Source organism: Streptomyces sp. NBC_00335, from assembly GCF_036127095.1.
Classification (GTDB): domain Bacteria; phylum Actinomycetota; class Actinomycetes; order Streptomycetales; family Streptomycetaceae; genus Streptomyces.
Genome location: NZ_CP108006.1, coordinates 5,444,722 through 5,466,794, shown reverse-complemented (window position 1 = coordinate 5,466,794; position 22,073 = coordinate 5,444,722). Strand labels below are relative to the sequence as shown.

Here is a 22,073-nt window from a genome sequence, read left to right as displayed (position 1 = left end):
ATACCGTGGCGCCATGAGCAGCGGCGCGCGGTACGTCACGGACCTGATCGACGCCTGCGAGCGGTACGGCGACCGCCCCGCCTTCGGGTCCGGGTCCTGGGTCCTGACCCACTCCGAGGTGCTGGCCTGGACGTACCGGCTGGCGGGCGCCCTGGCCGAGCTGGGGATCCGGCGCGGCTCCGGGCTGGCCTGCGTATCGGCGGGCAATCCGCCCCGGACCCTGCTCGTACGGCTCGCCGCGCACGTGCTGGGGGCCCGGCTGACCCACGTGTGCGTCGGCCCCACCACCCACGGACTCGACCACCTCCTACGGGACTGCGAGCCCGACCTGGTCGTCCACGACACCCCGGTGCCGCCGGGCCCGGGAGCCCGCATCGGGCTGGCCGCGCTGCTGGAGCTGGCCTCCACCCGGGAGGCCCTGCCCGTCGCGGTGGCGGCGCGCGGCGAGGACGTGGCCCGGGTGACCTACACGGGCGGTACGACGGGCCGGCCGAAGGGGGTGGCCTCGACCTTCGCCGCGATGGCGGCCCGTACGGCAACCCGCGGCGACTCCCCGTCCACCGACGGCTCCGCGCCGCTCACGTTCGTCTCGACCGACGCGCTCTCCCAGCGCTCCGGCGGCCGCTGCCTGGAGCAGCTGCGCGTCGGCGGCCGCTCGGAGATCGTGCACCCCCTCGGCACCCGGGAGTTCGCCGAGGCCTGCCGGCGGCTCGGGCCGGCGGCCACGTACCTGACCCCCTCGATGCTGTACCGGCTGCTCGACGACCCGGAGACCGCCGACGGCGTGCCCGGCCTGGTACGGGTCTCCTACGGCGACTCCCCCGTGCACCCGGAGCGGCTGCGGCGGGCGCTGACCCGCTGGGGTCCCGGGGTGCGCTGGACCCAGGGCTACGGGATGAACGAGGCCGGGGTGCTCAGCCGGCTCTCCCCGGCCGACCACGACGCGGCGGCCACCGACCGCCCCCAACTGCTCGGTTCCGTCGGCCGGCCGGCGCCCGGGGTGGAGGTCGAGGTACGGGGCTGCGCGCCCGGGGCCACCGGCGAGGTGTGGGTGCGCTCCCCGATGGTCATGGCCGGCTACCGCAACCAGCCCGCCCTGACGGCCGAGGTCCTGCACGACGGCTGGCTGCGCACGGGAGACGTCGGGCATTTCGACGCCGACGGGTACCTGTACCTCGACGACCGGGTCAAGGACGTGGTCATGGTGCACGGGGCCAACATCTACTGCGGCCCGATCGAGACGGCCCTGACCCGGCACCCCGCCGTGGCCCGGGCGGCCGTCGTGGGGCGGACGGACCCGGTCACCGGGGAAGCCGTGTGCGCGTTCCTCGTCGCGGCCCCCGGGCACGCCCCGACGGAGGAAGCGGCGGCCGAGGCGTGCGCGCTGGTCGAGGCGGAGCTGGCGCCGGGGCAGCGGCCCGCGGCGGTGTTCTGGCTGCCGGCGCTCCCGCTGACGGGCCGCGGCAAGCCGGACAAGCGGCGCCTGCGCGAGCTGGCCGCGGCTTCGCGGGAGTAGCCGGGCGTCAGCGGAAGACGGACGGCGGGGGCTCCGGCGAGGCCACCGCCGAGGCGTCCGAGACCGGGACGGCGCCGCCCGCGAAGTCGATGAGGGCGCGGCCGTGTTCGACCCGTCCGGGGTGCGGATCGCTCGCCACCCGCCGGGTGAACTCGGCGACCGGGAGCTCCCGGTCGGCGGCCACCAGCACGGCGTTGCCGAAGCGTTTCCCCCGCCACACCACGGGGTCGGCGGCCAGCGCCAGCTCCGCGAACCGGGACGCGGCCGTGGCGATCTGGCCCCGCAGATGGGAGAGCGGCGGACCGTCCGCGAGGTTCGCCACGTACCAGCCGCCCGGCGCCAGGGCCCGGCGTACGTCGTCCAGGAACTCGGCGCTCGTCAGGTGCGCCGGGGTGCGGGCCCCGCTGAACACGTCGGCGATCACCAGGTCGGCCCAGCCGTCGGGGATCTTCGCCAGCCCGGCCCGGGCGTCGACCGCGCGGACCCGGACCCGGGCCTGCGGGTCCAGCGGCAGGTGCTCCCGTACGAAGGCCACGAGCCCGGCGTCGATCTCGACGATCTGCTGCGTCGAGCGGGGGCGGGCGGCGGCCGTGTAGCGCGCCAGGGTGAAGGCGCCGCCGCCGAGGTGGAGCACGTTCAGGGGCTGCCGGGCGGGGGCGAACAGGTCGATCAGGTGGCCGATCCGGCGCTGGTAGGCGAAGTCCAGGTGTCCGGGGTCGTCCAGGTCCACGTGGGACTGCGGGGCCCCGTCGATCAGCAGGGTCCAGGCGCGCGACCGCTCCCGGTCGGGCTCCAGCGCGGCGTGACCGCCGTCCACCGGCCCGGCCGGCGCCTCGGAGGTCTCGCGCCCGCGCCGCTTGTCATTGCCCTTGCCCTTGCTCGCCACGTCCTCATTATGGCTGGTCAGGGCCCGACACCCGCTAGCGGCAGTTGTCCGCGGCCTCGATCAGCCGGGCCGCCTCGCCGAGCGCCGCCCGCAGCACCTCCGGGTCGGTGACCGGCCCGACGGCCTCCGGCGGCAGCAGCCAGCCGGTGTCGCCCGCGGTGGGCGAGCTGTCGCCGAAGCGCATGCCGCGCCCGTTGGTGTGCGTACAGGCACTGCCCGGGAGGTCCCAGGCGTCGGCCGTACCGGGCGGGACGAGGAAGCCGAGGGTGCTGCCGGAGCCGTCGTGCAGGACCGGGCCGACGCCACCCGCGCGGCTGGCCTGACCGGCGGCCCGCTGGATGATGTCGACGGCCTCCAGCCCCTGCCGGGTGGGCACGGTGACCAGGTCCGGGGCGCCCGTGAGGAGGACCGCTCCGGTCTCGGGCGCGGTGTTCGTGTCCGTGCTCTCCATGCCGCCCTCCACCAAGGGAACCCCTCCTCGATCCGCGTACGAGCAACGCGGGAGCGGTCCCGGAAGCCGGCGGGCTTCCTCCCACTCCGCATAAGTTCAACGCACGGGAACGTCAACAGGTGCGGCGGCAAGACGCTGCAAAGGATGGCAGTTCATGGCGGATCGCGGGTGAGATATCCGTTTTGTAGCCAAACACCGAGTCAACCCTCCGCCGCTGGCGGTACGTTCATGCCCGCCGGGCAGCGCGTCACAGGCACCACACAGTCACCGGCAGCGCAATCACTTGCCCAGAGAGGCCGCGTCCATGGCGACGTCCCCCCACTCACCGAACACCCCCTTCCGGCGGCTGCGCGGTCAGCACTCCCCGGCCGAGTTCGCCGCGCTGGTGCGCAGGGCGGCGAAGGAAATCGGAGAAACGGTTTCCTGCGACGCCCGTTACATCGGCCGGGTCGAATCCGGCGAGATCCGCTGCCCCAACTACGCCTACGAGCGGGTCTTCCTCCACATGTTCCCCGGCCGCACCCTGGCCGACCTGGGGTTCTCCCCGCGCGAGACGGTACGGGGCCGGCTGGCGCAGCGTGAACAGGCGGCGCCCTTCTCCGCCTTCGCCAGGCACACCCACTCCGTCGGCTCCCCCGCCCCTTCGCGTTCCAAGGAGAGCGACGTGCTGCGTCGCGCGTTCATGGCGGGGGGTTCCGCGACCGTGGCGGCCGCGACCCTCAGCCTCACCCTGCTCGGCGACACCCGCCGACTGCCCTCCCGCGCCGGTGAGTCCGAGGCGGCCGCCGTCGAGGACGCCGTACGCCAGATCCGGCTGCTGGACGACCGGCACGGCGCCGACGCCCTGTACCGGCGGGCCGCCGAACCCCTGCGCACCGCGTACGCGTTGCTCGACGCGGGCGCGACCCGGCAGTCCACCGAGGACCGACTGCACGCGGGCGCGGGCGAGCTGGCCATCTCGGTGGGCTGGCTCGCGCACGACTCGGGCCGGTTCGACGACGCCCGCTCGCACTACGCGGAGGCGCTGGCCACGGCCCGGGTCTCCGGCGACGCCGGCCTGGAGGCGCACGCCTTCAGCAACATGGCCTTCCTCGCCCGGGACTGCGGGCGCCCCCGCGAATCGGTACGGGCCGCCCAGGCGGGCCGCCGGGCCGCCCGTTCGCTCGGTTCCCCGCGGCTCCTGTCGCTGCTCGCCCTGCGGGAGGCGGGCGGCTGGGCCGGACTGTCGGACCGCAAGGCCTGCGAGGAGGCGCTGACCCGGGCGCACACGGACTTCTCGCGCGGCGAGGCGGGGGCGGACCCCGAGTGGATGTCCTTCTTCGGCGAGGCCGAGCTGGAGTCCCTGGAGTCCCGCTGCTGGGCCGCGCTCGGAGAGCACGCCCGGGCGGCCCGGCACGCCCGCCGGGCGGCGGACCTCCAGGACCCGCACTTCGCCCGCAACGTCGCCCTCTACACCGCCGAGCTGGCCGACAACCTGGCCCACGCGGGCGCCCCCGACGAGGCCGCCTGGGCGGGCGGCCGGGTGCTGGAGCTGCTGGAGGAGGTCCAGTCGACCCGGATCCAGTCCATGCTGGCGGCGACGGCCCGCACGCTGGTTCCGCACCAGCGCTCCCCGCGCGTGGGCGCGTTCCTCGGGCGGCACGCGTCGGCCTGACCCTCCGGGGGGCCAGGGGGGAGCGGCCCGCTGCGCACGAGCCTCCGGGCTCCGCCCCAGACCCCGCTCCCCAAACGCCGGAGGGGCTGGATTACTCCAGGTGCCCCGTGTCGTTCCAGCGCTCCAGCGCGGGGACCCCGTACGCCCAGCCCAGGACCGACAGCGAGGTCGGCTCCAGCCGGATGCGGGCGCCGAAGGAGGCCTCGAAGCCGAGCCAGCGCGCGGCCAGGGTGCGCAGGATGTGGCCGTGCGCGAAGACGAGGACGTCGCGTTCGGCCGAGCGGGCCCAGGTGACGACCTCGTCCGCGCGGGCCGAGACCTCCGCGACGGACTCGCCGCCCGGGACCCCGTCGCGCCAGATCAGCCAGCCGGGCCGGATCGCCTGGATCTCGGCCGGGGTCATGCCCTCGTAGTCGCCGTAGTCCCACTCCATCAGCGCGTCCCACGGCTCCGCCTGGATTCCGAAGCCGGCCAGGTCGCAGCTCTCGCTCGCCCGCACGAGGGGGCTGGTGCGCACCTCCAGCCCGCGCAGGCTCGCCCACGGGCCGCGGGCGAGGCGCTCGCCGAGCAGCTTCGCGCCCCGCTTCCCCTCCTCCAGCAGGGGCACGTCCGTGCGTCCGGTGTGCTTGCCGAGCTGGGACCACGCCGTCTGGCCGTGACGGGCCAAGAGGATGCGGGGGGCCATATGAGTTCTCCCGGTTGAGAAGCGAGATGGGCGGTACGGGCGGAGCATCGACGGCCCCGACCATTCGCACGGCTTTGCGGGTATTGCGTCGCCGCTCCATCATCCATCAGATGAACGCCACGCAACCCTTGCGTCTTCACACACGTCATACGCCGTATGACTAATAGGCGGCAGCCTCCGCGTTGGTGGGCCGAACTGCTGCTCCTGGGACTCGTCTACGGGGCGTACTCGGGTGGCAGACTCCTCGCCCGGGGCGACGTAGGACTGGCGGTGGACCACGGGCTCGCGATCCTGCGTCTGGAGGAGCTCCTGGCCATGGACCTGGAGCGGCCGCTCAACCGGCTCTTCACCGGGCAGGCGGTCCTCGGCATACCCGCCGACTTCGTCTACGCCTCCCTGCACTACCTCGTGACCCCTGCGGTGCTGGTCTGGCTCTACCGGCGCCGCCCCCAGCAGTATCGATTCGCCCGCACCTGGCTGATGCTCTCCACCCTGCTCGGACTCGTCGGCTTCGCCCTGGTGCCCACCTGCCCGCCCCGGCTGCTCGACGCCTCGTACGGGTTCACCGACACGATGGCCCAGTACAGCGCCTACGGCTGGTGGGGCGCGGAGGCCAGCGCGCCGCGCGGGCTCGGCTCCTTCACCAACCAGTTCGCGGCCATGCCCAGCCTGCACGTGGGCTGGGCCCTGTGGTGCGGGGTCGTGCTGTGGTGCTGCGCGCGCCGGCCGCTGGTCCGGGCGCTGGGGGCCGCGTACCCGGCCGTCACCACCGTGGTGGTCATGGGCACGGCCAACCACTACTTCCTCGACGCCGTCGCCGGGGCCGCCGTGATGGGGGCCGGCTACCTGGCGGCCCGCGCCCTGCCCGCCGGCATCACCGGGGTCGCCGGGGTCGCCGGGGCCCGAGTCCTCGCGTCCGCCGGGCCCGACGGGTCCGCCCCGCACACCACCCGAACAGCGGGTTTTCGCGGTAAGTCCACGATTGTCAGTGGCGGATGGGAGACTTCCGCGGGTGAGCTCCTACCCGTCCAGCGCCTCGCCGCCGCAGACCCCGCCGCGGTCCCCCGCGCCGACGGCGCAGCCGCCGGCCTGGCAGACCGCACAGGCCGCACAGGCCGCGCAGGCCGCGCAGCCGATGAGTCCCCCGACTCCCCCGAAGACGCTGCGGCAACGGCTCGCTGATCTGCGCGGCGCCGATGTCGCACCGCGCCCGCTCGACGCCCGCGCCCTGGCGGCCCTCGCCGCCAACCCCGGGTGCGGCAGACGCGCCCTGCTCGACGGCGCCGGCGTGGACAAGACCGTCCTCGCGGCGGCCCTCGGCTCCCCGGCGGCCTTCGGCCAGTCGCAGTTCGCCATCGTGCGCGGCAACTCCTTCGAGGCCAAGGTCAAGGGCGACGGCGGAGCCGAGCTGCTGCGGCTGGTGTACGAGCACCTCGGCGCAGGGTTCGATGACGCGGGGCCCGCCGGCGCGGCCGGCCCGCCCGGACCGGACGCCCTCACCCCCGACCTCACCGCCGCCGGCCCCCAGGGCCGCGCCGCCCGGACCGCGCTCGCGCTGCGCGAGGCGACCGCCGCCGGGGCCTGGACCCTGCTCGACCACCCCATGCTCGCGCTGGAGGTGGCCGGCTCCCCCGCCTACCTGGAGCCGGACGCCGTCGTCGTGCACCCCGACGGGCGCTGGACCGTGGTGGAGATCAAGTCGTTCCCGATGATCGACGGATCCGCCGACGCCGCGAAGGTGGGCGCCGCCGCACGCCAGGCCGCCGTCTACGTCCTGGCCCTGGAGACGACCGCCGCCAAGGTGAAAGGCGCCGAGGTCGGGCACACCGTGCTGCTCGTCTGCCCCAAGGACTTCTCCAACCTGCCCACCGCGGCCCCGGTCGACATCCGCCGCGAGCGCTCGGTGACCCGGCGCCAGCTGGAGCGGCTCACCCGCGTCGAGGAGCTGGCCGAGAGCCTGCCCGCGGGCCTCACCTTCGATCCGGCGTGCTCCGCCGAGGAGCTGACCGAGGCGGTGTCGGCCGTGTCCGCCGCCTACGCCCCCGAGTGCCTGGCCGCCTGCGAGCTGGCCTTCCACTGCCGGGACCGGGCGCGCACGGCCGACGAGGTGACCACGCTCGGCCGCTCCGTCCGGGGTGAGCTGGGCGGGCTGACCACGGTCGAGGCCGCCCTCGCGGCGGCCGCGGGCTGCGGTGCGCCCGGCGGCACCGGCCCCGACGGCACCGACGGCACCGGCCCCGCCCCCGACGTGGCCTTCGAGGACCCCACCGCGGCCGCGCTGCGGTACGCCGCCCGGCTGCGCGCCGAGGCACTGGAGCAAGCCCCCGCCCGCATCCGCCCGAAGGTCGTCGAATGTCCCTGCTGAACACCCTGGCCCGGCTGGAGGCCGTCCGCGCCGGGCGGGCGCGGCCGCTGGCGACCGTACGGCACCGGCATCTCGGCGAGCAGCCGCTGGTCTTCGTACCGCTGACGACCGCGGGTGAGGCCGGGGCCCCGCTGGGCGCGATGTTCGGCACCGACCGGCAGGACCCCCGGATCCTGGTCGTGCCGCAGCCGCGCGACCGGGACATGCGGTGGGAGTTCCTGGCCGAGCTCGCCCGGAACCTGATGCCGTACATCGACGGCTACGCGGACGCCGTCGAGCCGGTGGAGCGCACCGAGACCGACCCGGAGACGGGCAAGCGGGTCAAGGTGGAGGCCGAGCTCTGCCTGGACGCTCCGCAGCTGATCGTGCCGAGCCGCGCGGGCATCGAGTACGTACGGCTGCTGGGGCGGTCCATGCGGTTCCGGCGGACCGCCGAGGAGGACCCCGAGAACCCGTATCCGGTACCCACGCAGGTACCGCTGCTGGGCCGCTGGTTCACCCACTTCGCCGAGCGCTCCCGGGTACCCGGTGCCTCGATGCTGCTGTCGGCCACGGACCTGCTGTCGCGGCACTGGGCGACCGGCCAGAGCAACCTGGAGGACCAGCACCTGCAGGCGCTGCTGGCGTGGATCGACCCGCCCGAGGGGACCTCCGGCGCCGAGCAGGCGCTGCGCGCCGAACTCGGCCGGGACGAGCACGGCCAGTTGCTGCTCCCGCCGGCCGGTCCGGCCACCGATCCGGCCTTCGACAACAAGCTGCTGGCCCCGGCGATCGCGAAGTTCGACGCGGCGCGCATGAGCGAACCCAGGGACGGCGACGGTCCGCGGTTCGCCGAGCGGGCGGTCCGGCGGCTGGTCGTGGACCAGATGCAGAGCACCTGGTGGGCCGTGTGGCAGGCGCTGGACCTGATGCGCGAACTGCCTCCGGGCGAGCGGACCGAGGACCGCTGGACCGGTGACCGCTGGTCGTACACCGGCCACCGGGACCGGGTCCGGGCGGGCGAGGGCCCGCAGCCGCGCCGCGACGACGCGGTGACGGCCGCCCGCAAGCTCGCGACGCGGGAGACCGAGCAGGTGCGGCTCGACGCCCAGGAGGCGCTGGACGACCTGCTGGTGATGGCGGGGCGGCGGCTCGCGGGCGAGGCCTTCGCCGGGGAGGTCACCGAAGTGGTCATGGAGTGGACGGAGTCGAAGCGGCCGAGCCCGCGCCCGCTGGTGTGGGTGGCCACGGAGGACCGGCCGCAGCTCACCGAGGACGGCGGGAGCGGCGGCGCGGGCGGTGCGGGTCCCAAGGTGTACCGCTCGCTGGACGGGCGCCCGCAGAGCGCGCAGTTCGTGCGCCGGGAGGAGGACGGCCGGCTCCTGCTGCGCGTCCTCGACAAGATGGGCCGGGGCAAGGACCCGGAGCCGGGCTCGGTGCCGGAGAAGGGCGACCGGTTCTGCTGGACGCTCTTCGAGCACGATGCGCGCGGCGGCCCGAAGCTGCCGGACGCCGAGCGGACCCCGTGGACCCACGGCGGGCCGCCCGCGCACCTGACCGGTGACGCCCCCGCGCTGCCGCTGCCCGACCCCGTGACCGCCGAGGACCTCCTGTGAGCACCGCGAGCACCGCTTTCGATCCGGGCGCGGCCGCCGGCCGGGCCACCGACGCCATCCTGCGCGACACCCTGCACGGCGGGGCCCGGGGCGTGGTCGTCGACTCCCCGCCCGGGGCCGGGAAGTCCACCCTGGTGGTGCGGGCGGCCCGGGACCTGGCGGCGGCCGGGCGCCGGCTGATGGTGGTCGCGCAGACCAACGCGCAGGTCGACGACTTGGTGCTGCGGCTGCACGCGAAGGATCCCGAGCTGAAGGTGGGCCGGCTGCACAGCAGCGAGGGCGACGCCTACGATCCTGCGCTGCGCGACCTGGACTCGGTGGTCCTCTCGGCGAAGCCGGGGGACCTGGCGGGGCTGCCGGTGACGATCTCGACGGCGGCCAAGTGGGCCTGGGTCAAGGACGTGGAGCCCTGGGAGCACGCCATCGTGGACGAGGCGTACCAGATGCGCTCGGACGCGCTGCTGGCCGTGGCCGGGCTGTTCGACCGGGCGCTGTTCGTGGGCGACCCGGGGCAGCTGGACCCCTTCAGCGTGGTCGGCGCCGAGCAGTGGGCGGGCCTGTCCTACGACCCTTCGGCCTCGGCGGTGTCCACCCTCCTCGCGCACAACCCGGACCTGCCGCAGCACCGGCTGCCGGTGTCCTGGCGGCTGCCGGCTTCGGCCGCGCCGCTGGTCTCCCGCGCCTTCTACCCGTACACGCAGTTCCGCAGCGGCACGGGCCCGGGCGATCGGCGGATGTCCTACGGGGTCGCGGGCGACGGCTCGGGCCCCGACCGGGTGCTGGACGAGGCCGCCGAGTCGGGGTGGGGGCTGCTGGAGCTGCCCGCCCGGCACACCCCGCGCACCGACCCGGAGGCGGTCCGGGCGGTGGCCCTGGTGGTGCGCCGGGCGCTGGACCGGGGTGCGGTGACGGTGGACGAGCACGCGGGCGGCCCGTCCCCGCTGACGGCGGACCGGATCGCGGTGGGCACCGCGCACCGGGACCAGGCGGCGGCGGTCCGGGCGGCGCTGTCCGCGCTCGGGGTCACGGGGGTCACCGTGGACACGGCCAACCGGCTCCAGGGCCGCGAGTACGACCTCACGGTGGTCCTGCACCCCCTGTCGGGCCGCCCGGACGCGACCGCCTTCCACCTGGAGACGGGCCGGCTGTGCGTACTGGCCTCACGCCACCGGCACGCCTGCGTGGTGGTGGCCCGGGCGGGGATAGCGGACCTCCTGGACGCCCACCCGTCCTCGGAGCCGGTGCAGTTGGGCGTGACCATGAAGTTCCCGGACGGGTGGGAGGCCAACCACTCGGTACTGGCCCACCTGGCCGAACACCGGGTGGTCTGGCGGCCGTAGCCACGGTCAGCGGGTCTTGCGCTCCACGCCGAGGCGGGTGCGGAGCAGTTCGCCCACCTCGGCGAAGGTGCGCAGCTGTTCCGGGGTCAGGATGTCGATCAGGTGGCGGCGCACCGACTCCACGTGGAGCGGGGCGGCCGTCATGATCGTGGTGACGCCCTGCTCGGTGAGCACCACTTCGGCTCCGCGTCCGTCGTCGGCCACCTCTTCGCGGCGGACGATGCCCCTCTGCTCCATCCGGGTGAGCTGGTGGGAGAGCCGGCTGCGGGACCACTGCATGAGGACGGCGAGGGCGCTGATGCGCATGCGGTGGCCGTCGGTGGAGCCGAGGACGGACAGGACGTCGTAGTCGGCTTCGGAGAGCCCGCTGTCCTGGGTCAGATCGCGCGCGATATCGGCGTTGACCAGCGGGAACATCCGCCGCCAGGCGTACCAGGCCTGCTGTTCGGACTCACTGAGCCAGCGAGGTGCGCTGTCACTCCCGTTCTCGGTCATGGTCGAAGTCTAGCCCGGTACGTGACACGTCACCTACCTAGTTGACACGTCACCCATTCCTGCGCTTCCATGGGCGCAACGCCATAGGTGACACGTCAACAAAACTTTCCAGGCCGCGAGGAGCCCACCGTGAACCCGCACCCGATCCGCCTGCACGTCGTCTCCGCCTCCGTCCGCCCCACCTCCGCCGCCCGCCCGCTGGCCGGCTGGGCCGCCGGCCGGGCGCGCGAGCACGGGCGCTTCGACGTCACCCCCGTCGACCTCGCCGAGATCGACCTGCCCTTCCTCGACGAGCCCGAATACGCCTCCACCGGGATCTACGCCCACCCCCACACCCGCGCGTGGAGCGCCCTGGTCGACTCCGCCGACGCCTTCCTGTTCGTCCTGCCGATGTACAACGGCGGCTTCACCGCCCCCTTCAAGAACGCCGTGGACTTCCTCTACCGCGAATGGCAGGGCAAGCCGGCCGGCCTGCTCTCCTACAGCGCGGGCGGCTCCGGCGGCGCCCCGGCCGGCCGGATGCTGCGGCCGGTGCTGGAGGCCGTCGGCATGGTGCCGACCGGGGCCTCGGTGGCCGTCCCGGGCATCACCGGGCTGGTCACGGCCGACGGATTCCGCGCCCCGGAGGGCCTCGCGGGCGAGCTCGCGGTCGTACTGGACGAGCTCGCCGCCCTCGCGAAGACGCCGGTCAGCGCGTGACGAGGGCCCCCGTCAGGTGGTCGTACGCGGCGTGCGCGTGCAGCCGTACGCCCGTGATCAGGGTGTCGTCGTCGGCGTAGAAGGCGGGGTGGTGGTTGCCCACCAGGCCCCGGCCACCGGGCACGGCCACGGGTTCGCCGCTCGCCGGGTCCAGGGCGGTGTCCTGGACGCCGAGCATCACGTACAGCCCGCCGAAGCGGAGGATGAGCTCGGAGACGTCGTCGTAGCCGAGCGTGCCGCCGACCTCCACCACCCGGTCCGTGCCCGCGACCCGGCGCAGGGTGGGCAGCGCGGCCTCGACCCAGGCCGCGTCGTTGCGCACGGCGGGCACGTCCTGGAGCAGCTCGACGGTCGCGGAGGCCCCGTAGGCCTCGGCCGTGTGCTCGGCCAGCACCGTCAGCCGGCGTTTGACCTCGGCCATGTCCCGCTCCTCGGCGCAGCGGATCGTGCCCCACAAGGTGACCGTTTCACCGATGACGTTGTACCGGCCGACGTCCTCGATGTGGCCGATGGAGACCGTGACCGGGGAGAACGCCGAGACCTGCCGGTACAGCTGGCCGATCCCGGTCAGCAGCGCCCCGACGGCGGGCATCGGGTCGATGCCGTACCAGGGCGAGGAGGCGTGGGACTGCCGGCCGGTGACGGTGACGCGGACCAGGCAGGAGGCCCCGTACATCGGGCCGGACTTGTAGCCCACCCAGCCCTTGGGGTGCGGGGTGACGTGCATGCCGAAGGCCATCGTGGGGACGGGGTCGTCGAAGGCCCCCTCGGCCACCATCAGGCGCGCCCCGCCCTCCTCGCCGACCGGCGGGCCCTCCTCGGCGGGCTGGAACACGAACAGCACGGTCCCGGGCAGCCGTTCCCGCACCCGTACGTCGGCCAGTGCGCGCGCGGCTCCGAGGAGCATCGCGGTGTGGCAGTCGTGGCCGCAGGCGTGCGAGGCCTGCCCGGTGGCGGCGAAGTCCGCGCCGCAGCGGTCGGGGACGGGCAGCGCGTCCATGTCGGCCCGCAGCGCCGCCACCCGGTCCCCGGGCAGGCCGCCGCGCAGCACCCCGACCACTCCGTGCCCGGCGATGCCGGTCCGCACCTCGTCCAGCCCGAACGCGGCGAGCTCCCGCGCCACGAGCCGCGCGGTGGCGGCCTCCCGGTTGGGCAGCTCCGGATTTCGGTGGAGGTGGCGGCGCCAGCCGATCACCTGCTCGATGCCCTCGTCGCAGAGCTTGTCCAGCGTCTCGTGCACACCATCGGTCATACGCACGTTCTAGCCCATGCGCCGGGACCCTCGGGCACCCTTGCGCGAAGCTGGACAATGGACGGTGGCCCGGAAGCTTTCGACCCGGAAGCCTTTCGACCCGGGGGCCTCCCGGCCGGGAGGCTTCCCCCACGTCCAGCAGGAGGACACGCATGGCAGAGCCCGAGCGGACCGAGCGGAGGCTGCGGCCCGCGCAGTTGCTCTTCGAGCCGTCGGAGACCGTCACGGACCCGGAGCACTTCTTCGACCTCGAATCGATCGACGACCCGCGGGAACTGCTGGTCCGGGCGACGGAGCTGACCCTGGCCTTCCGCGCCGCGCAGGAACGGGCGGTGGAGTTCCAGGCGGTGGCGGCGGCGCAGCTCGCGGATCCCCGGCGGTTCGACCGGCTCTCGGCGGCGACGATCGCGGAGCAGGCGGAGTGGACCGAGGACTACGCCCGCAAGATGATCGAGTTCGGCGAGCCCCTGCTGCGCGGCACCGCCCCCGAGGGCACCTGAGGTCGCGCCCGGCCGCGACCTCTGGCATATGCGGGGCGCAACATACCCCAGTCCCACCCGGCCTGTCCCGGTTTCCCGTAACTCCCGGAGATCGGTTCGCCACTCCGGGTAGACCTGAAGACATGACGACCCTGACCGGCTGCCCCGCGCTCGACCTGCGGACGACGACGACCGCCTCCGCGACCCACGTCACCCCGGCCGGCGCAGCCTGGCTGGCCTCGGCCTCCGCCCAGCCCGGAGGCACGCTGGCAGCCTGGCAGGCCCGGCCCACCGCGCCCGCCGTGCTGCCCTGCGGGACCGCCTTCGACGTCGTCAACGTCCCCCTCGTCCTCGGACGCCGGATGCTCGACCTGCTCTGGGCCGAAGGCCCCGGCTCGGGCCCGGCCGCCGTCCACCGCGGGCGGACCCTGCTCTTCGCCGCCCCCGGCACCGCCCACCGCCTCCCGGCCCTGCTGGCCTGGGAGGAGTGGAACACCCCCGTACCCGCCCCGCTCTGCCACGGCCGCGGCGACGCCGTCACCGTGCCCCCGCTGGCCGCCGACGGGGGGCCCTCGCGCTGGCTCGTGGCGCCCGATACCCGGCTGCCGTGGCTGCCCGGGCCGGAGGCTCTGCTGTGGGCGTTCGTCCGTGCCACCCGAGCTGCGGATATCGATTTTTCCGATCGCCGCCCGGGGTGCTAATGTCTTCCTCGTCACCAAGCGCCGCTAGCTCAGTTGGTTAGAGCAGCTGACTCTTAATCAGCGGGTCCGGGGTTCGAGTCCCTGGCGGCGCACAGACGGAAGAAGGCCCCCACGCGAGTGGGGGCCTTCTTCGTGTCCGGGGTCCCGCGCCCCCTACCGCTCCTCCCGCGTGATCTTCACCGTGTACGCGCCCGACTGTGTGCGGTCCGCCACTTCCACGGTGATCCCCTCGCCCGGGACGGTGAAGGTCTCCCCCACCTCCAGCGGCGCGTCCGCCAGCGGCGGGTACACCGAGCGGTCCCAGCAGGCCTCGGTGGCGGGGTGCGCGTCCACGACCTCGATCGGCCCGCCGCCGGAGGCCGCCTCGTTGCGGACCCGGTAGATGAGCACCCCCTCGGTGCAGGTGTCCCCGTCGTTGCCGGCGGAGCCCCGCGCCTCGACGGCGATCGCGCTGCCGGCGCCCGTACGGACCACCGCGAGCCGGGTTCCGCCCGTGCCGCCCGGGCGCGGGGCCTCGGACAGCGGCTGGAGGGTGTGCAGGGAGGAGCCGGCTCCCACACAGTCGACCTGGGAGGCGTCCAGCCAGCCGAGCTTCCACTTCTGCCAGGCGAAGAGGTCCGGGGCCATGCCGAACTGGCTGCCCATGACGTCCCAGTCACCGACGTACGTGTCCCAGTCCCCCTTGCCGTCGGAGGGCCGGTGGTAGAGGTCCGGCAGGTCGAAGACGTGCCCGGTCTCGTGGGCCAGCACGTTGCGGTCCGGCGGGTGCTTCTCGAAGACCGTGACGATGCGGCGCAGGTCGGTGCCGTCGGCCCGGATCGGCTGCTCGAAGTTGACGACCTTGGTGGCATCGGAGTCGACGCCGGGCGCCTCCGGGTCCGCGACGAAGTAGACGACGTCATACCGGCCGAAGTCCACCGCCGGATCGGCCCCGGCCACCGCGTCGCGCAGGTAGGCGGCCCGGTCCGCCGGGGCCCAGTCGCGCTGTATGCCGTAGGCGGCGGACGGCTTCGGCATCTGGATCCACTGCTTCTGCGGGTGCGGGACCAGGCGGAAGCGGCCGTAGGAGGCCCGCTCGAAGAACTCGCTGGTCGCCGGGAAGTAGTCGGCGGTGAGCTCGTCGGTGGTCAGGGTGGGGCGGTGGTCGGGGAAGGAGAGGAAGACCATGACCGCGTTGAGGGTCCGCTCGGGCTTGGGATAGGCGCCGTTCCAGCTGTCCAGGCCCAGGGAGTGGTGTGCCGCGGTACGGGTCAGCGCGCAGGGTCCGGCTCCGGGGGCGGCGACCGCGGGTCCCGCGACGAGCGACATGGCGGCGAGCGCCGTCAGGGAAGTGAGCGCCGCCGCCGTGGTTCGCATGCGGGAGCGGTCCACTCCCCCGGGTGTCTGCTGTCGCGGCACATCGACCTCCGGTGGTGGATTAGTACCTCTTCATCCACCTTGGGGCGATTGTCTTACTAATGCCCTGTTCCGCTGCCCCACACGAGTGAGCACTAGGGCAAGCCGGTGACGCCGGGTTTCGCACATTCGCCTACGGAAAGTCACGACCGATCAGGTCGGATCAGTGATGGGCGTCGGATGCTCACGGCCGTGCGGAAACGATCAGTCGCCGTCACGTCGACGATCCGTCATCACGCCGAACTCCCGCGCCCCGCACGGCGTCGCCGCTGGATAGGGCCGTCCGGGAACCTCTATGATCGGCACACTTTCCTGCACGGACACTCACACGCACTGCGGGAGCCAACGGTGAGCGGAACCCCAGATGGAACCGGTTCGGCGGCCGACAGCATCCGACCGGCCATGACGCAGCGTCACCCGGAACCGGCGACGACGCCGACCCCGGACCGTGCCGCGTGCACGCCGCACGATCGCGCGGCCGACGCCGCGTCCGATCCGACGGCCGACCACGGGGACGACCACGCGACCGACCACCTGGCCGGACCCACGACGGACCGCGCGACGGGCCACGCGACAGCCCCCACGACGAGCCACACGACCGGTCACGGGCCCGGCCGTCAGGCCACCCACCGGTCCGGCCACCAGGCCGAGTACCGGGCCGAGTACAGGGCCGACTACCGGGCCGCCTTCAACGCGGCCCACCTCCCCATGGCCGTCATCGACCGCACCGGCCACGTCACCCTCGCCAACCAGGCGCTCGCCGGCCTCCTCGGCTCCGAGCCGCACCTCCTCGCCGGGCAGTCCGCCGCCGACCTGGTGGACCTGGCCTCCGAGGCCCGCACCTGGCAGGCGTACCAGGAGGTCCTGCGCGGCCGCCAGGCCCGGCTGCGCTGCACCCGCCGCCTCAAGCACCCCGACGGGCACTCCCTGTGGACCGAGATCACCCTCGGGCCCGTCCCCGGGACGGGTGACGTCCTGCTGTCCGTCGCCGACATCAGCGACCGGCGCGACCTCCAGGCCCGCCTGCGCCACCTCCAGATGCACGACCCGGTCACCCGGCTGGCCAACCGCGCGCTGTTCTTCGAGCGGCTCTCCGCCGCCCTGGAGGCCTCCTCGTACGAGCACGGCGGCACCGGCCGGATCGGGCTGTGCTACCTGGACCTCGACGGGTTCAAGGCGGTCAACGACACCCTGGGCCACCGGGTCGGCGACCGGCTGCTGACCGCCGTGGCCAAGCGGCTGACCCAGTGCGCCGACCAGTCCGGCTACGGGCGCACCGGCGGGCACCTGGTGGCACGGCTCGGCGGCGACGAGTTCGCCCTGCTGGTCGAGGATTCCACCGGCACCGAGCAACTCGCGGACCTGGCGCGGAGCGTACTGGCCGCCGTACAGGAGCCGTTCGACCTGGCCGGGCAGCGGCTGTCGGTCTCCGCCTCGATCGGGGTGGTGGAGCGGGCGGCGGCCGGAACGTCGGCGACGGGGCTGATGCAGGCCGCGGACACCACGCTGTACTGGGCCAAGGCGGACGGCAAGGCCCGCTGGACGCTCTTCGACCCGGAGCGCAACGCCCACCGGATGACCCGCCAGGCGCTGTCCTCGACGCTGCGGCCGGCCGTGGAACGGGGGGAGTTCGCGCTGGAGTACCAGCCGCTCGTGGACCTGGAGAGCGGGGTGGTGCGCGGGGTGGAGGCCCTGGTGCGCTGGAACCACCCGCAGTTCGGCACGCTGACGCCGAATCGGTTCATCGGCATCGCCGAAGAGGACGGCTCCATCGTCCAGTTGGGCCGGTGGGTGCTCCAGACCGCCTGCCGGCAGGCGCGGCGCTGGCAGATCGAGCAGCCCAGCGACTCCCCCGTCTTCGTGTCCGTCAACGTCGCGGTGCGCCAGGTCTGGGACTCCGACCTGGTCGGCGACGTCGCCGAGATCCTCGCGGAGACGGGCCTGGCGCCCCAGCTGCTGCAGCTGGAGCTGACGGAGTCGGCCGTGATGGGCTCGGCCGGGCGGCCGCTCCAGGCCCTGCAGGCGCTGAGCGACATGGGGGTGCGGATCGCCATCGACGACTTCGGCACCGGGTACTCGAACCTCGCCTACCTCAGCAGGCTGCCGGTCTCGGTGCTCAAGCTGGACGGCTCCTTCGTCCGCGGCTTCCGCTACGAGGAGGGCGCCCACCCGAACCCGGCCGACGAGACCATCGTCGAGGCCCTGGTCCAGCTCGCGCACCGGCTGGGCCTGACGGTGACGGCGGAATGCGTGGAGACCGCCGGCCAGGCGGCCCGGCTGCGCCGCGTCGGCTGCGACACCGGCCAGGGCTGGCTGTACTCCCGGGCGGTGGCTCCGGAGGCGATCGCCGCCATCATCAGCCGCCAGGTGGCTGCCGCCGCGGGAGCGGTCACGGGCACCGACCCCGGGCAACCGGAGGGACCCGCCCCGCACCCCGCCGTCTGAGCGGGAGCCACGACCCGGCGCAAGACACGGCCGCCCCCGGCCCCTGGAAGGGGACGGGGGCGGCCGGCGCTCGGCGCGGGGTGGGGGGGATCAGCAGGCGCCGAGGTCCTTCCAGACACCCCATTCACCGGTGGTGCCGGGCACCTCGTTCTGGGTCCACCACTGGGCCTTGTACTTGCGGCCGTTGTACGAGACCTCGCTGCCACCGGTGTAGACGGTGCCGTGGACGTAGGCCGCGGCGGTGCAGCCCGTGCTGGGCGGCGTCGTCGGAGGCGTGGTCGGCGGGGTCGTCGGCGGCGTCGTGGGCGGGGTGGTGGGAGGCGTGGTCGGCGGGGTGGTCGGCGGCTGGGTGGTGCCGCCGAGGGAGTCCGAGATCTGGTTCAGCAGGGTCGCGTTGGCGTCCAGGCCAAGCAGGGAGTACATCATCGCGCCGGCCAGGCCGCGCTGCTTGCCGTAGTCGACCCGGGCCTGGATGGACTTCTGGTTCAGGCCGGTGAAGAACTCGCCGTCCTTGAAGAAGTACGAGGCCTTGGCCTGGTCGTCCCAGAAGGTGGTCGCCGGGTTGTCGACGATGCCGCCGAGCTCCTTGTAGAGCGCGATGCCGGCCTGCTGGCTGGTCGGACGGGCGGCGGAGGCCAGGGTGGCGGGCTGGGCGAGACCGTTGGTGGTGCCGGGCTGCACGCCCTTCCAGCCGCGGTAGTAGAACTCGTAGCCCAGGACCAGCTTGTTGGCGGGGAAGCCGCCGGTGATGCCGTAGGCCGCGTTGCCGTCGATCCAGGAGTCGATGGCGTTCTTGACGCTGTACTTCTCGTTGCCCGGGGCGATCACGTCGGTCGGGTCGGACGACGAGGGCAGCAGCGGGGACTGGTGGTACGTCGGACCGTCCGAGTCCCAGGCGCCGTGCATGTCGTACGTCATGATGTTCGCGTAGTCGAGGTACGCGCCGATCTTGTCCGTCTCGATGTACTTGATCTTGTCCTGGCCGGCCGGGAGGGCCGAGGTCAGCAGGTACTTCTTGCCGCCGTTGGCCGCGCCGTGGGCGTCGAGCTGGGTGCGGAACTCCTTGAGCAGGAGCGTGAAGTTCTGCTTGTCCTCGGGGGCGTAGTGGTTGCCGAGGTGGCCGCCCGACGAGCCCGGGTACTCCCAGTCGATGTCGATGCCGTCGAAGATGCCGGCCGCGCTGCCCGCGCCGCCGTAGCCGCCCTCGACGGGCAGGTTGCCCTTGATGTACTGGTCGATGCAGGAGGAGACGAGCTTCTTGCGGGAAGCGTCGGTCTTGGCCGCGTCGCTGAAGTACTTCGAGTAGGTCCAGCCGCCGAGCGAGATGTTGATCTTCAGGTTCGGGTACTTCGCCTTGAGCTGCTTGAACTGGTTGAACACGCCGACGATCGGCTGGTCCCACTTGTCGGCGACGCCGCTGACGCTGTCGGCCGCGCTGAAGGACTTCTGGTAGTCGGCGTACGAGTCGCCCGCACCGTCACCGGCGTTGGGGTTGTTGTCGTCGCCCGCCGCCTTGTTCGCCTCGAAACAGGTGAGGTTGGTGGGGTGGATGTTGCCGAACGAGTAGTTGATGACGTCCAACTTGCCCGCTATGCCACGGGTGTCGAGGTGCTTGGGGTAGAAGGCGTTCCCGTACACCGACCACTGGTCGTAGTAGGCGATCTTGACGTTGCCGGCCGTCGCGGTGGTCCCGGCCTCGGCGGCCGAGGCGGTGGTGAGTCCCGCGAAGGCGGCCAGCGTCCCGCCGGCCAGCGCGGCCGTGGCGGCGGCCGCGATGAGGGATTTACGGATGTGCATGAACTGCCTCCGGGGAAGTGGGAGGGGAAGGCAAGACTTCAGGTGGGGATAGTGATAGCGATCACTCCGGCCCCGAGTCAATGGTTTGGACCAAAGAAGGACTAGACCAGTCCGGGCCCAGAACCCCACGTCAGCGACGTGGGACCACACCAAAAATCGCCCGCCACCCATGGTGACGAGCGATTTAAGGCTCCCTTGATTCACCCTCCGGCAAGGTTTCAGCAACAAACCAGCCAAACTCTGGTTGCCGGCGCGTGCGGGTTCCTCCGGGCTCCCCCGGGGCTCGTGTACACCCGTAAACCCTTCCGGGCGGGCACGCGTCGGCGGACCGGGCAGGCTTTCCGGTCACAGCACTACGCTCGCCCCATGGCTAACGATCGCGGTTTCACCTGCGCATGCTGCGGCGACCACCACGCAGAACTCCCCATGAGTCACTCGGCCATGGCCCCTGACGTGTGGGATCCCGCCTTCGAGAGCGATCCGGACAGCACGCTGTCGTCCGACCAGTGCGTGATCAAGGGCCAGCACTTCTTCATCAGGGGGCTGATCGAGATACCCGTGATCGGCAGCCGGGACGTCTTCTCCTGGGGCGTCTGGGTCTCTCTGAGCAGGGACGACTTCGCCCGTGCTCTCGAGGTGCGGAACACGGAGGGGCGCGAGCGCGCGAAGCCGTACTTCGGCTGGCTGAGCACCGAGCTCGCGCTCTACTCCGAGGGCACCATCGACCTGAAGACCAACGCCCACACCCGACCGGTCGGCAAGCGGCCCTTGATCGAGCTGGAGCCGACCGACCACCCCCTCGCCGTCGAACAGCGCACCGGGATCACGCTGGACCGCGTGCGCGAGATCGCCACGGCGGTGCTGCATCCGGCCTGACCCGCCGGTCGATCAGGAGGCGCGCGACGGAGCTCCGAACCGGACGTGCGGCGGGCCGGGTTCCCCCGGTCCGTGACCGGACCGGGGCGGGCGGCTCAGGCGTCGAGGAGCGGCATGCCGTACGCGTCCGCGACGAGGCCGTACGAGCGCAGGCGGGCCTGGCCGGCGTGGGCGTTGGCGGTCAGCATCAGTTCGTCGGCGCCCGTCCGCTTCGCGAGGTCGTCCAGGCCCGCGGTGACCTCGTCGGGGGTTCCGTGGACCACGCTCGCGAGCCGCTCGTCCACGAACTCCCGCTCCAGCGGCGTGTACGGGTACGCGGCCGCCTCCTCGGGCGTCGGGACCAGCCCGGGGCGCCCGCTGCGCAGCCGGAGCATCGCCAGCGCGCCGGTGAGCACCTGCGCGCGGGCCTCCGCCTCCGTGTCGGCTGCGAGGGCCCCGACCCCGATGACGGCGTACGGGGCGTCCAGGACGGCCGAGGGGCGGAAGGACTGCCGGTAGAGGTCGAGGGCGGGCAGGGTCCCGGCCGGGGAGAAGTGGTGCGCGTAGGCGAAGGGCAGCCCGAGTGCGCCGGCGAGGCGGGCACTGAAGCCGGAGGAGCCGAGCAGCCACACCGGCGGCCGCCCGGCGGGACCCTGCACCGGACCCGGTACCGCGTGCACGCGGGCGTACGGGTGCCCGTCGGGGAAGTCGTCGTCGAGGAAGCGGATCAGTTCCGCGAGCTGCCGGGGGAACTCGTCCACGGCCTCGTCGCGCCGCCCGGGCCCGCGCAGCGCGGCGGCCGTGTGCCCGTCGGTGCCGGGCGCCCGGCCGAGGCCGAGGTCGATCCGGCCCGGGGCCAGTGCCTCCAGGGTGCCGAACTGCTCGGCGATGGCGAGCGGGGCGTGATTGGGCAGCATGACCCCGCCCGAGCCGAGCCGGATCCGGGAGGTGTGGGCCGCGAGGTGGGCCAGGATCACGGCCGGGGAGGAGCTGGCGACCCCGGGCATGGAGTGGTGTTCGGCGACCCAGTGGCGGTGGTAGCCGCGGGACTCGGCGAGCCGGGCTATGTCGACGCTGGTGAGCAGGGCGTCGCGGGCGGTGCTGCCGGCGCCGACGGTGACGAGGTCCAGCACCGAGAGCGGCACCGGCGCCCGGCCGAGGGCCGTCCCGCGGATCCCGCCGGGGACCCCTCCGGCGCTCGATCCGTCACCCGGTCCGGCGCTCGGTCCGTCGCCCGGACGGTCGGCTCCCCGTCGTCCAGCGTCCTCCGCGTCCGCGATGTCACTCATCGTCTCTCCCGCTCCGCTCGCCCGTCCGTTCTCGTCCGTACGAAGAACCCGAACCGCGCGGCCGGTCCGGGCATTCCCGGCACTCTCGGACACCACCCATGACCTAGGCATATGCCAGTGGAGTAGATCCAGGCAGACCGGTGTGATTGAGCCATCAATCTCATCAACAGGCGC

At 73.5% G+C, this 22,073-nt stretch carries 18 protein-coding genes, 1 tRNA gene and 1 pseudogene; 12 read left to right on the top strand and 8 right to left on the bottom strand.

The features are described from left to right. Positions 1-13: 13 nt before the first annotated feature. Positions 14-1,516: a class I adenylate-forming enzyme family protein gene (locus OHA37_RS24610; RefSeq protein ID WP_266908553.1), complete on the top strand. Its 1,503-nt coding sequence runs from the start codon at positions 14-16 to the stop codon at positions 1,514-1,516. A 7-nt stretch (positions 1,517-1,523) separates the two neighbouring features. Here OHA37_RS24610 and OHA37_RS24605 read toward each other — a convergent pair whose 3' ends face one another. Both OHA37_RS24605 and OHA37_RS24600 read right to left on the bottom strand, forming a co-directional pair. Further along, positions 1,524-2,402, bottom strand: coding sequence for a spermidine synthase (locus OHA37_RS24605; RefSeq protein ID WP_266908551.1), 879 nt, complete (start codon positions 2,400-2,402; stop codon positions 1,524-1,526). A gap of 34 nt (positions 2,403-2,436) precedes the next feature. Further along, positions 2,437-2,853 (bottom strand): hypothetical protein, encoded by a 417-nt coding sequence (locus OHA37_RS24600; RefSeq protein WP_266908549.1) that lies wholly within the window; start codon positions 2,851-2,853, stop codon positions 2,437-2,439. Between the two features lie 304 nt (positions 2,854-3,157). Between OHA37_RS24600 and OHA37_RS24595 the strand changes: the two genes are divergently transcribed. Further along, positions 3,158-4,507 (top strand): tetratricopeptide repeat protein, encoded by a 1,350-nt coding sequence (locus OHA37_RS24595; protein ID WP_266908547.1) that lies wholly within the window; start codon positions 3,158-3,160, stop codon positions 4,505-4,507. 91 nt (positions 4,508-4,598) lie between these two features. Here OHA37_RS24595 and OHA37_RS24590 read toward each other — a convergent pair whose 3' ends face one another. After that, complete coding sequence (locus OHA37_RS24590; protein ID WP_266908545.1) at positions 4,599-5,192, bottom strand: histidine phosphatase family protein; 594 nt, start codon at positions 5,190-5,192, stop codon at positions 4,599-4,601. Between the two features lie 156 nt (positions 5,193-5,348). Here OHA37_RS24590 and OHA37_RS24585 point away from each other — a divergent pair, with 156 nt between their 5' ends. From OHA37_RS24585 to OHA37_RS24570, 4 genes are read left to right on the top strand one after another with little or no spacing between them, the layout of a single operon-like run. Next, a complete protein-coding gene (locus OHA37_RS24585) occupies positions 5,349-6,374 on the top strand; it encodes a phosphatase PAP2 family protein (protein WP_266908543.1) in 1,026 nt (341 codons plus the stop codon). After that, positions 6,328-7,557, top strand: coding sequence for a hypothetical protein (locus OHA37_RS24580; protein WP_266913066.1), 1,230 nt, complete (start codon positions 6,328-6,330; stop codon positions 7,555-7,557). Before OHA37_RS24585 ends, OHA37_RS24580 begins: the two co-directional genes overlap by 47 nt. Then, positions 7,545-9,152, top strand: coding sequence for a hypothetical protein (locus OHA37_RS24575; RefSeq protein WP_266908541.1), 1,608 nt, complete (start codon positions 7,545-7,547; stop codon positions 9,150-9,152). Before OHA37_RS24580 ends, OHA37_RS24575 begins: the two co-directional genes overlap by 13 nt. Then, complete coding sequence (locus tag OHA37_RS24570) at positions 9,149-10,492, top strand: AAA domain-containing protein (RefSeq protein ID WP_266908539.1); 1,344 nt, start codon at positions 9,149-9,151, stop codon at positions 10,490-10,492. Before OHA37_RS24575 ends, OHA37_RS24570 begins: the two co-directional genes overlap by 4 nt. 6 nt (positions 10,493-10,498) lie before the next feature. Here the strand turns inward: OHA37_RS24570 and OHA37_RS24565 are convergent, their stop codons facing one another. After that, positions 10,499-10,987, bottom strand: coding sequence for a MarR family winged helix-turn-helix transcriptional regulator (locus OHA37_RS24565; protein ID WP_266908537.1), 489 nt, complete (start codon positions 10,985-10,987; stop codon positions 10,499-10,501). A 129-nt stretch (positions 10,988-11,116) separates the two neighbouring features. Here OHA37_RS24565 and OHA37_RS24560 point away from each other — a divergent pair, with 129 nt between their 5' ends. After that, positions 11,117-11,686: an NADPH-dependent FMN reductase gene (locus OHA37_RS24560; protein WP_266908535.1), complete on the top strand. Its 570-nt coding sequence runs from the start codon at positions 11,117-11,119 to the stop codon at positions 11,684-11,686. Here the strand turns inward: OHA37_RS24560 and OHA37_RS24555 are convergent. After that, on the bottom strand, positions 11,676-12,938 hold the full coding sequence (locus tag OHA37_RS24555; protein ID WP_266908533.1) for a M20 metallopeptidase family protein: 1,263 nt from the start codon (positions 12,936-12,938) through the stop codon (positions 11,676-11,678). The genes OHA37_RS24560 and OHA37_RS24555 overlap by 11 nt on opposite strands. Positions 12,939-13,090: 152 nt before the next feature. On the opposite strand from OHA37_RS24555, the gene OHA37_RS24550 reads away from it, so the two are divergent. The 3 genes and pseudogenes from OHA37_RS24550 to OHA37_RS24540 all read left to right on the top strand — a co-directional run bounded on the left by OHA37_RS24550 (position 13,091) and on the right by OHA37_RS24540 (position 14,210). Next, a complete protein-coding gene (locus OHA37_RS24550; RefSeq protein ID WP_266908531.1) occupies positions 13,091-13,438 on the top strand; it encodes a hypothetical protein in 348 nt (115 codons plus the stop codon). A 122-nt stretch (positions 13,439-13,560) separates the two neighbouring features. Then, positions 13,561-14,146 (top strand): annotated as a pseudogene (locus OHA37_RS24545) (bifunctional DNA primase/polymerase). Then, positions 14,137-14,210: transfer RNA gene (locus OHA37_RS24540), tRNA-Lys, on the top strand. Before OHA37_RS24545 ends, OHA37_RS24540 begins: the two are co-directional and overlap by 10 nt. Before the next feature lie 61 nt (positions 14,211-14,271). Here the strand turns inward: OHA37_RS24540 and OHA37_RS24535 are convergent. Further along, on the bottom strand, positions 14,272-15,516 hold the full coding sequence (locus OHA37_RS24535; RefSeq protein WP_266908529.1) for a M6 family metalloprotease domain-containing protein: 1,245 nt from the start codon (positions 15,514-15,516) through the stop codon (positions 14,272-14,274). Between the two features lie 399 nt (positions 15,517-15,915). Between OHA37_RS24535 and OHA37_RS24530 the strand changes: the two genes are divergently transcribed. Continuing rightward, a complete protein-coding gene (locus OHA37_RS24530; protein WP_443046210.1) occupies positions 15,916-17,958 on the top strand; it encodes a putative bifunctional diguanylate cyclase/phosphodiesterase in 2,043 nt (680 codons plus the stop codon). A gap of 90 nt (positions 17,959-18,048) precedes the next feature. Here the strand turns inward: OHA37_RS24530 and OHA37_RS24525 are convergent, their stop codons facing one another. Next, on the bottom strand, positions 18,049-19,755 hold the full coding sequence (locus OHA37_RS24525) for a glycosyl hydrolase family 18 protein (RefSeq protein ID WP_266908527.1): 1,707 nt from the start codon (positions 19,753-19,755) through the stop codon (positions 18,049-18,051). Between the two features lie 426 nt (positions 19,756-20,181). Between OHA37_RS24525 and OHA37_RS24520 the strand changes: the two genes are divergently transcribed. Further along, on the top strand, positions 20,182-20,631 hold the full coding sequence (locus OHA37_RS24520) for a DUF2199 domain-containing protein (RefSeq protein ID WP_266913062.1): 450 nt from the start codon (positions 20,182-20,184) through the stop codon (positions 20,629-20,631). A 95-nt stretch (positions 20,632-20,726) separates the two neighbouring features. Here the strand turns inward: OHA37_RS24520 and OHA37_RS24515 are convergent, their stop codons facing one another. After that, positions 20,727-21,899, bottom strand: coding sequence for an LLM class flavin-dependent oxidoreductase (locus OHA37_RS24515; protein ID WP_266908525.1), 1,173 nt, complete (start codon positions 21,897-21,899; stop codon positions 20,727-20,729). Positions 21,900-22,073: the final 174 nt, after the last annotated feature.

What these genes read in the sequence shown, in the direction of transcription:
- OHA37_RS24610 (WP_266908553.1), top strand. Translation starts at nt 14, where the DNA reads ATGAGCAGCGGCGCGCGGTACGTCACGGACCTGATCGACGCCTGCGAG.
- OHA37_RS24600 (WP_266908549.1), bottom strand. Translation starts at nt 2,853, where the DNA reads ATGGAGAGCACGGACACGAACACCGCGCCCGAGACCGGAGCGGTCCTC.
- OHA37_RS24595 (WP_266908547.1), top strand. Translation starts at nt 3,158, where the DNA reads ATGGCGACGTCCCCCCACTCACCGAACACCCCCTTCCGGCGGCTGCGC.
- OHA37_RS24590 (WP_266908545.1), bottom strand. Translation starts at nt 5,192, where the DNA reads ATGGCCCCCCGCATCCTCTTGGCCCGTCACGGCCAGACGGCGTGGTCC.
- OHA37_RS24585 (WP_266908543.1), top strand. Translation starts at nt 5,349, where the DNA reads ATGACTAATAGGCGGCAGCCTCCGCGTTGGTGGGCCGAACTGCTGCTC.
- OHA37_RS24580 (WP_266913066.1), top strand. Translation starts at nt 6,328, where the DNA reads ATGAGTCCCCCGACTCCCCCGAAGACGCTGCGGCAACGGCTCGCTGAT.
- OHA37_RS24575 (WP_266908541.1), top strand. Translation starts at nt 7,545, where the DNA reads ATGTCCCTGCTGAACACCCTGGCCCGGCTGGAGGCCGTCCGCGCCGGG.
- OHA37_RS24565 (WP_266908537.1), bottom strand. Translation starts at nt 10,987, where the DNA reads ATGACCGAGAACGGGAGTGACAGCGCACCTCGCTGGCTCAGTGAGTCC.
- OHA37_RS24555 (WP_266908533.1), bottom strand. Translation starts at nt 12,938, where the DNA reads ATGACCGATGGTGTGCACGAGACGCTGGACAAGCTCTGCGACGAGGGC.
- OHA37_RS24550 (WP_266908531.1), top strand. Translation starts at nt 13,091, where the DNA reads ATGGCAGAGCCCGAGCGGACCGAGCGGAGGCTGCGGCCCGCGCAGTTG.
- OHA37_RS24530 (WP_443046210.1), top strand. Translation starts at nt 15,916, where the DNA reads ATGACGCAGCGTCACCCGGAACCGGCGACGACGCCGACCCCGGACCGT.
- OHA37_RS24525 (WP_266908527.1), bottom strand. Translation starts at nt 19,755, where the DNA reads ATGCACATCCGTAAATCCCTCATCGCGGCCGCCGCCACGGCCGCGCTG.
- OHA37_RS24520 (WP_266913062.1), top strand. Translation starts at nt 20,182, where the DNA reads ATGAGTCACTCGGCCATGGCCCCTGACGTGTGGGATCCCGCCTTCGAG.
- OHA37_RS24515 (WP_266908525.1), bottom strand. Translation starts at nt 21,899, where the DNA reads ATGAGTGACATCGCGGACGCGGAGGACGCTGGACGACGGGGAGCCGAC.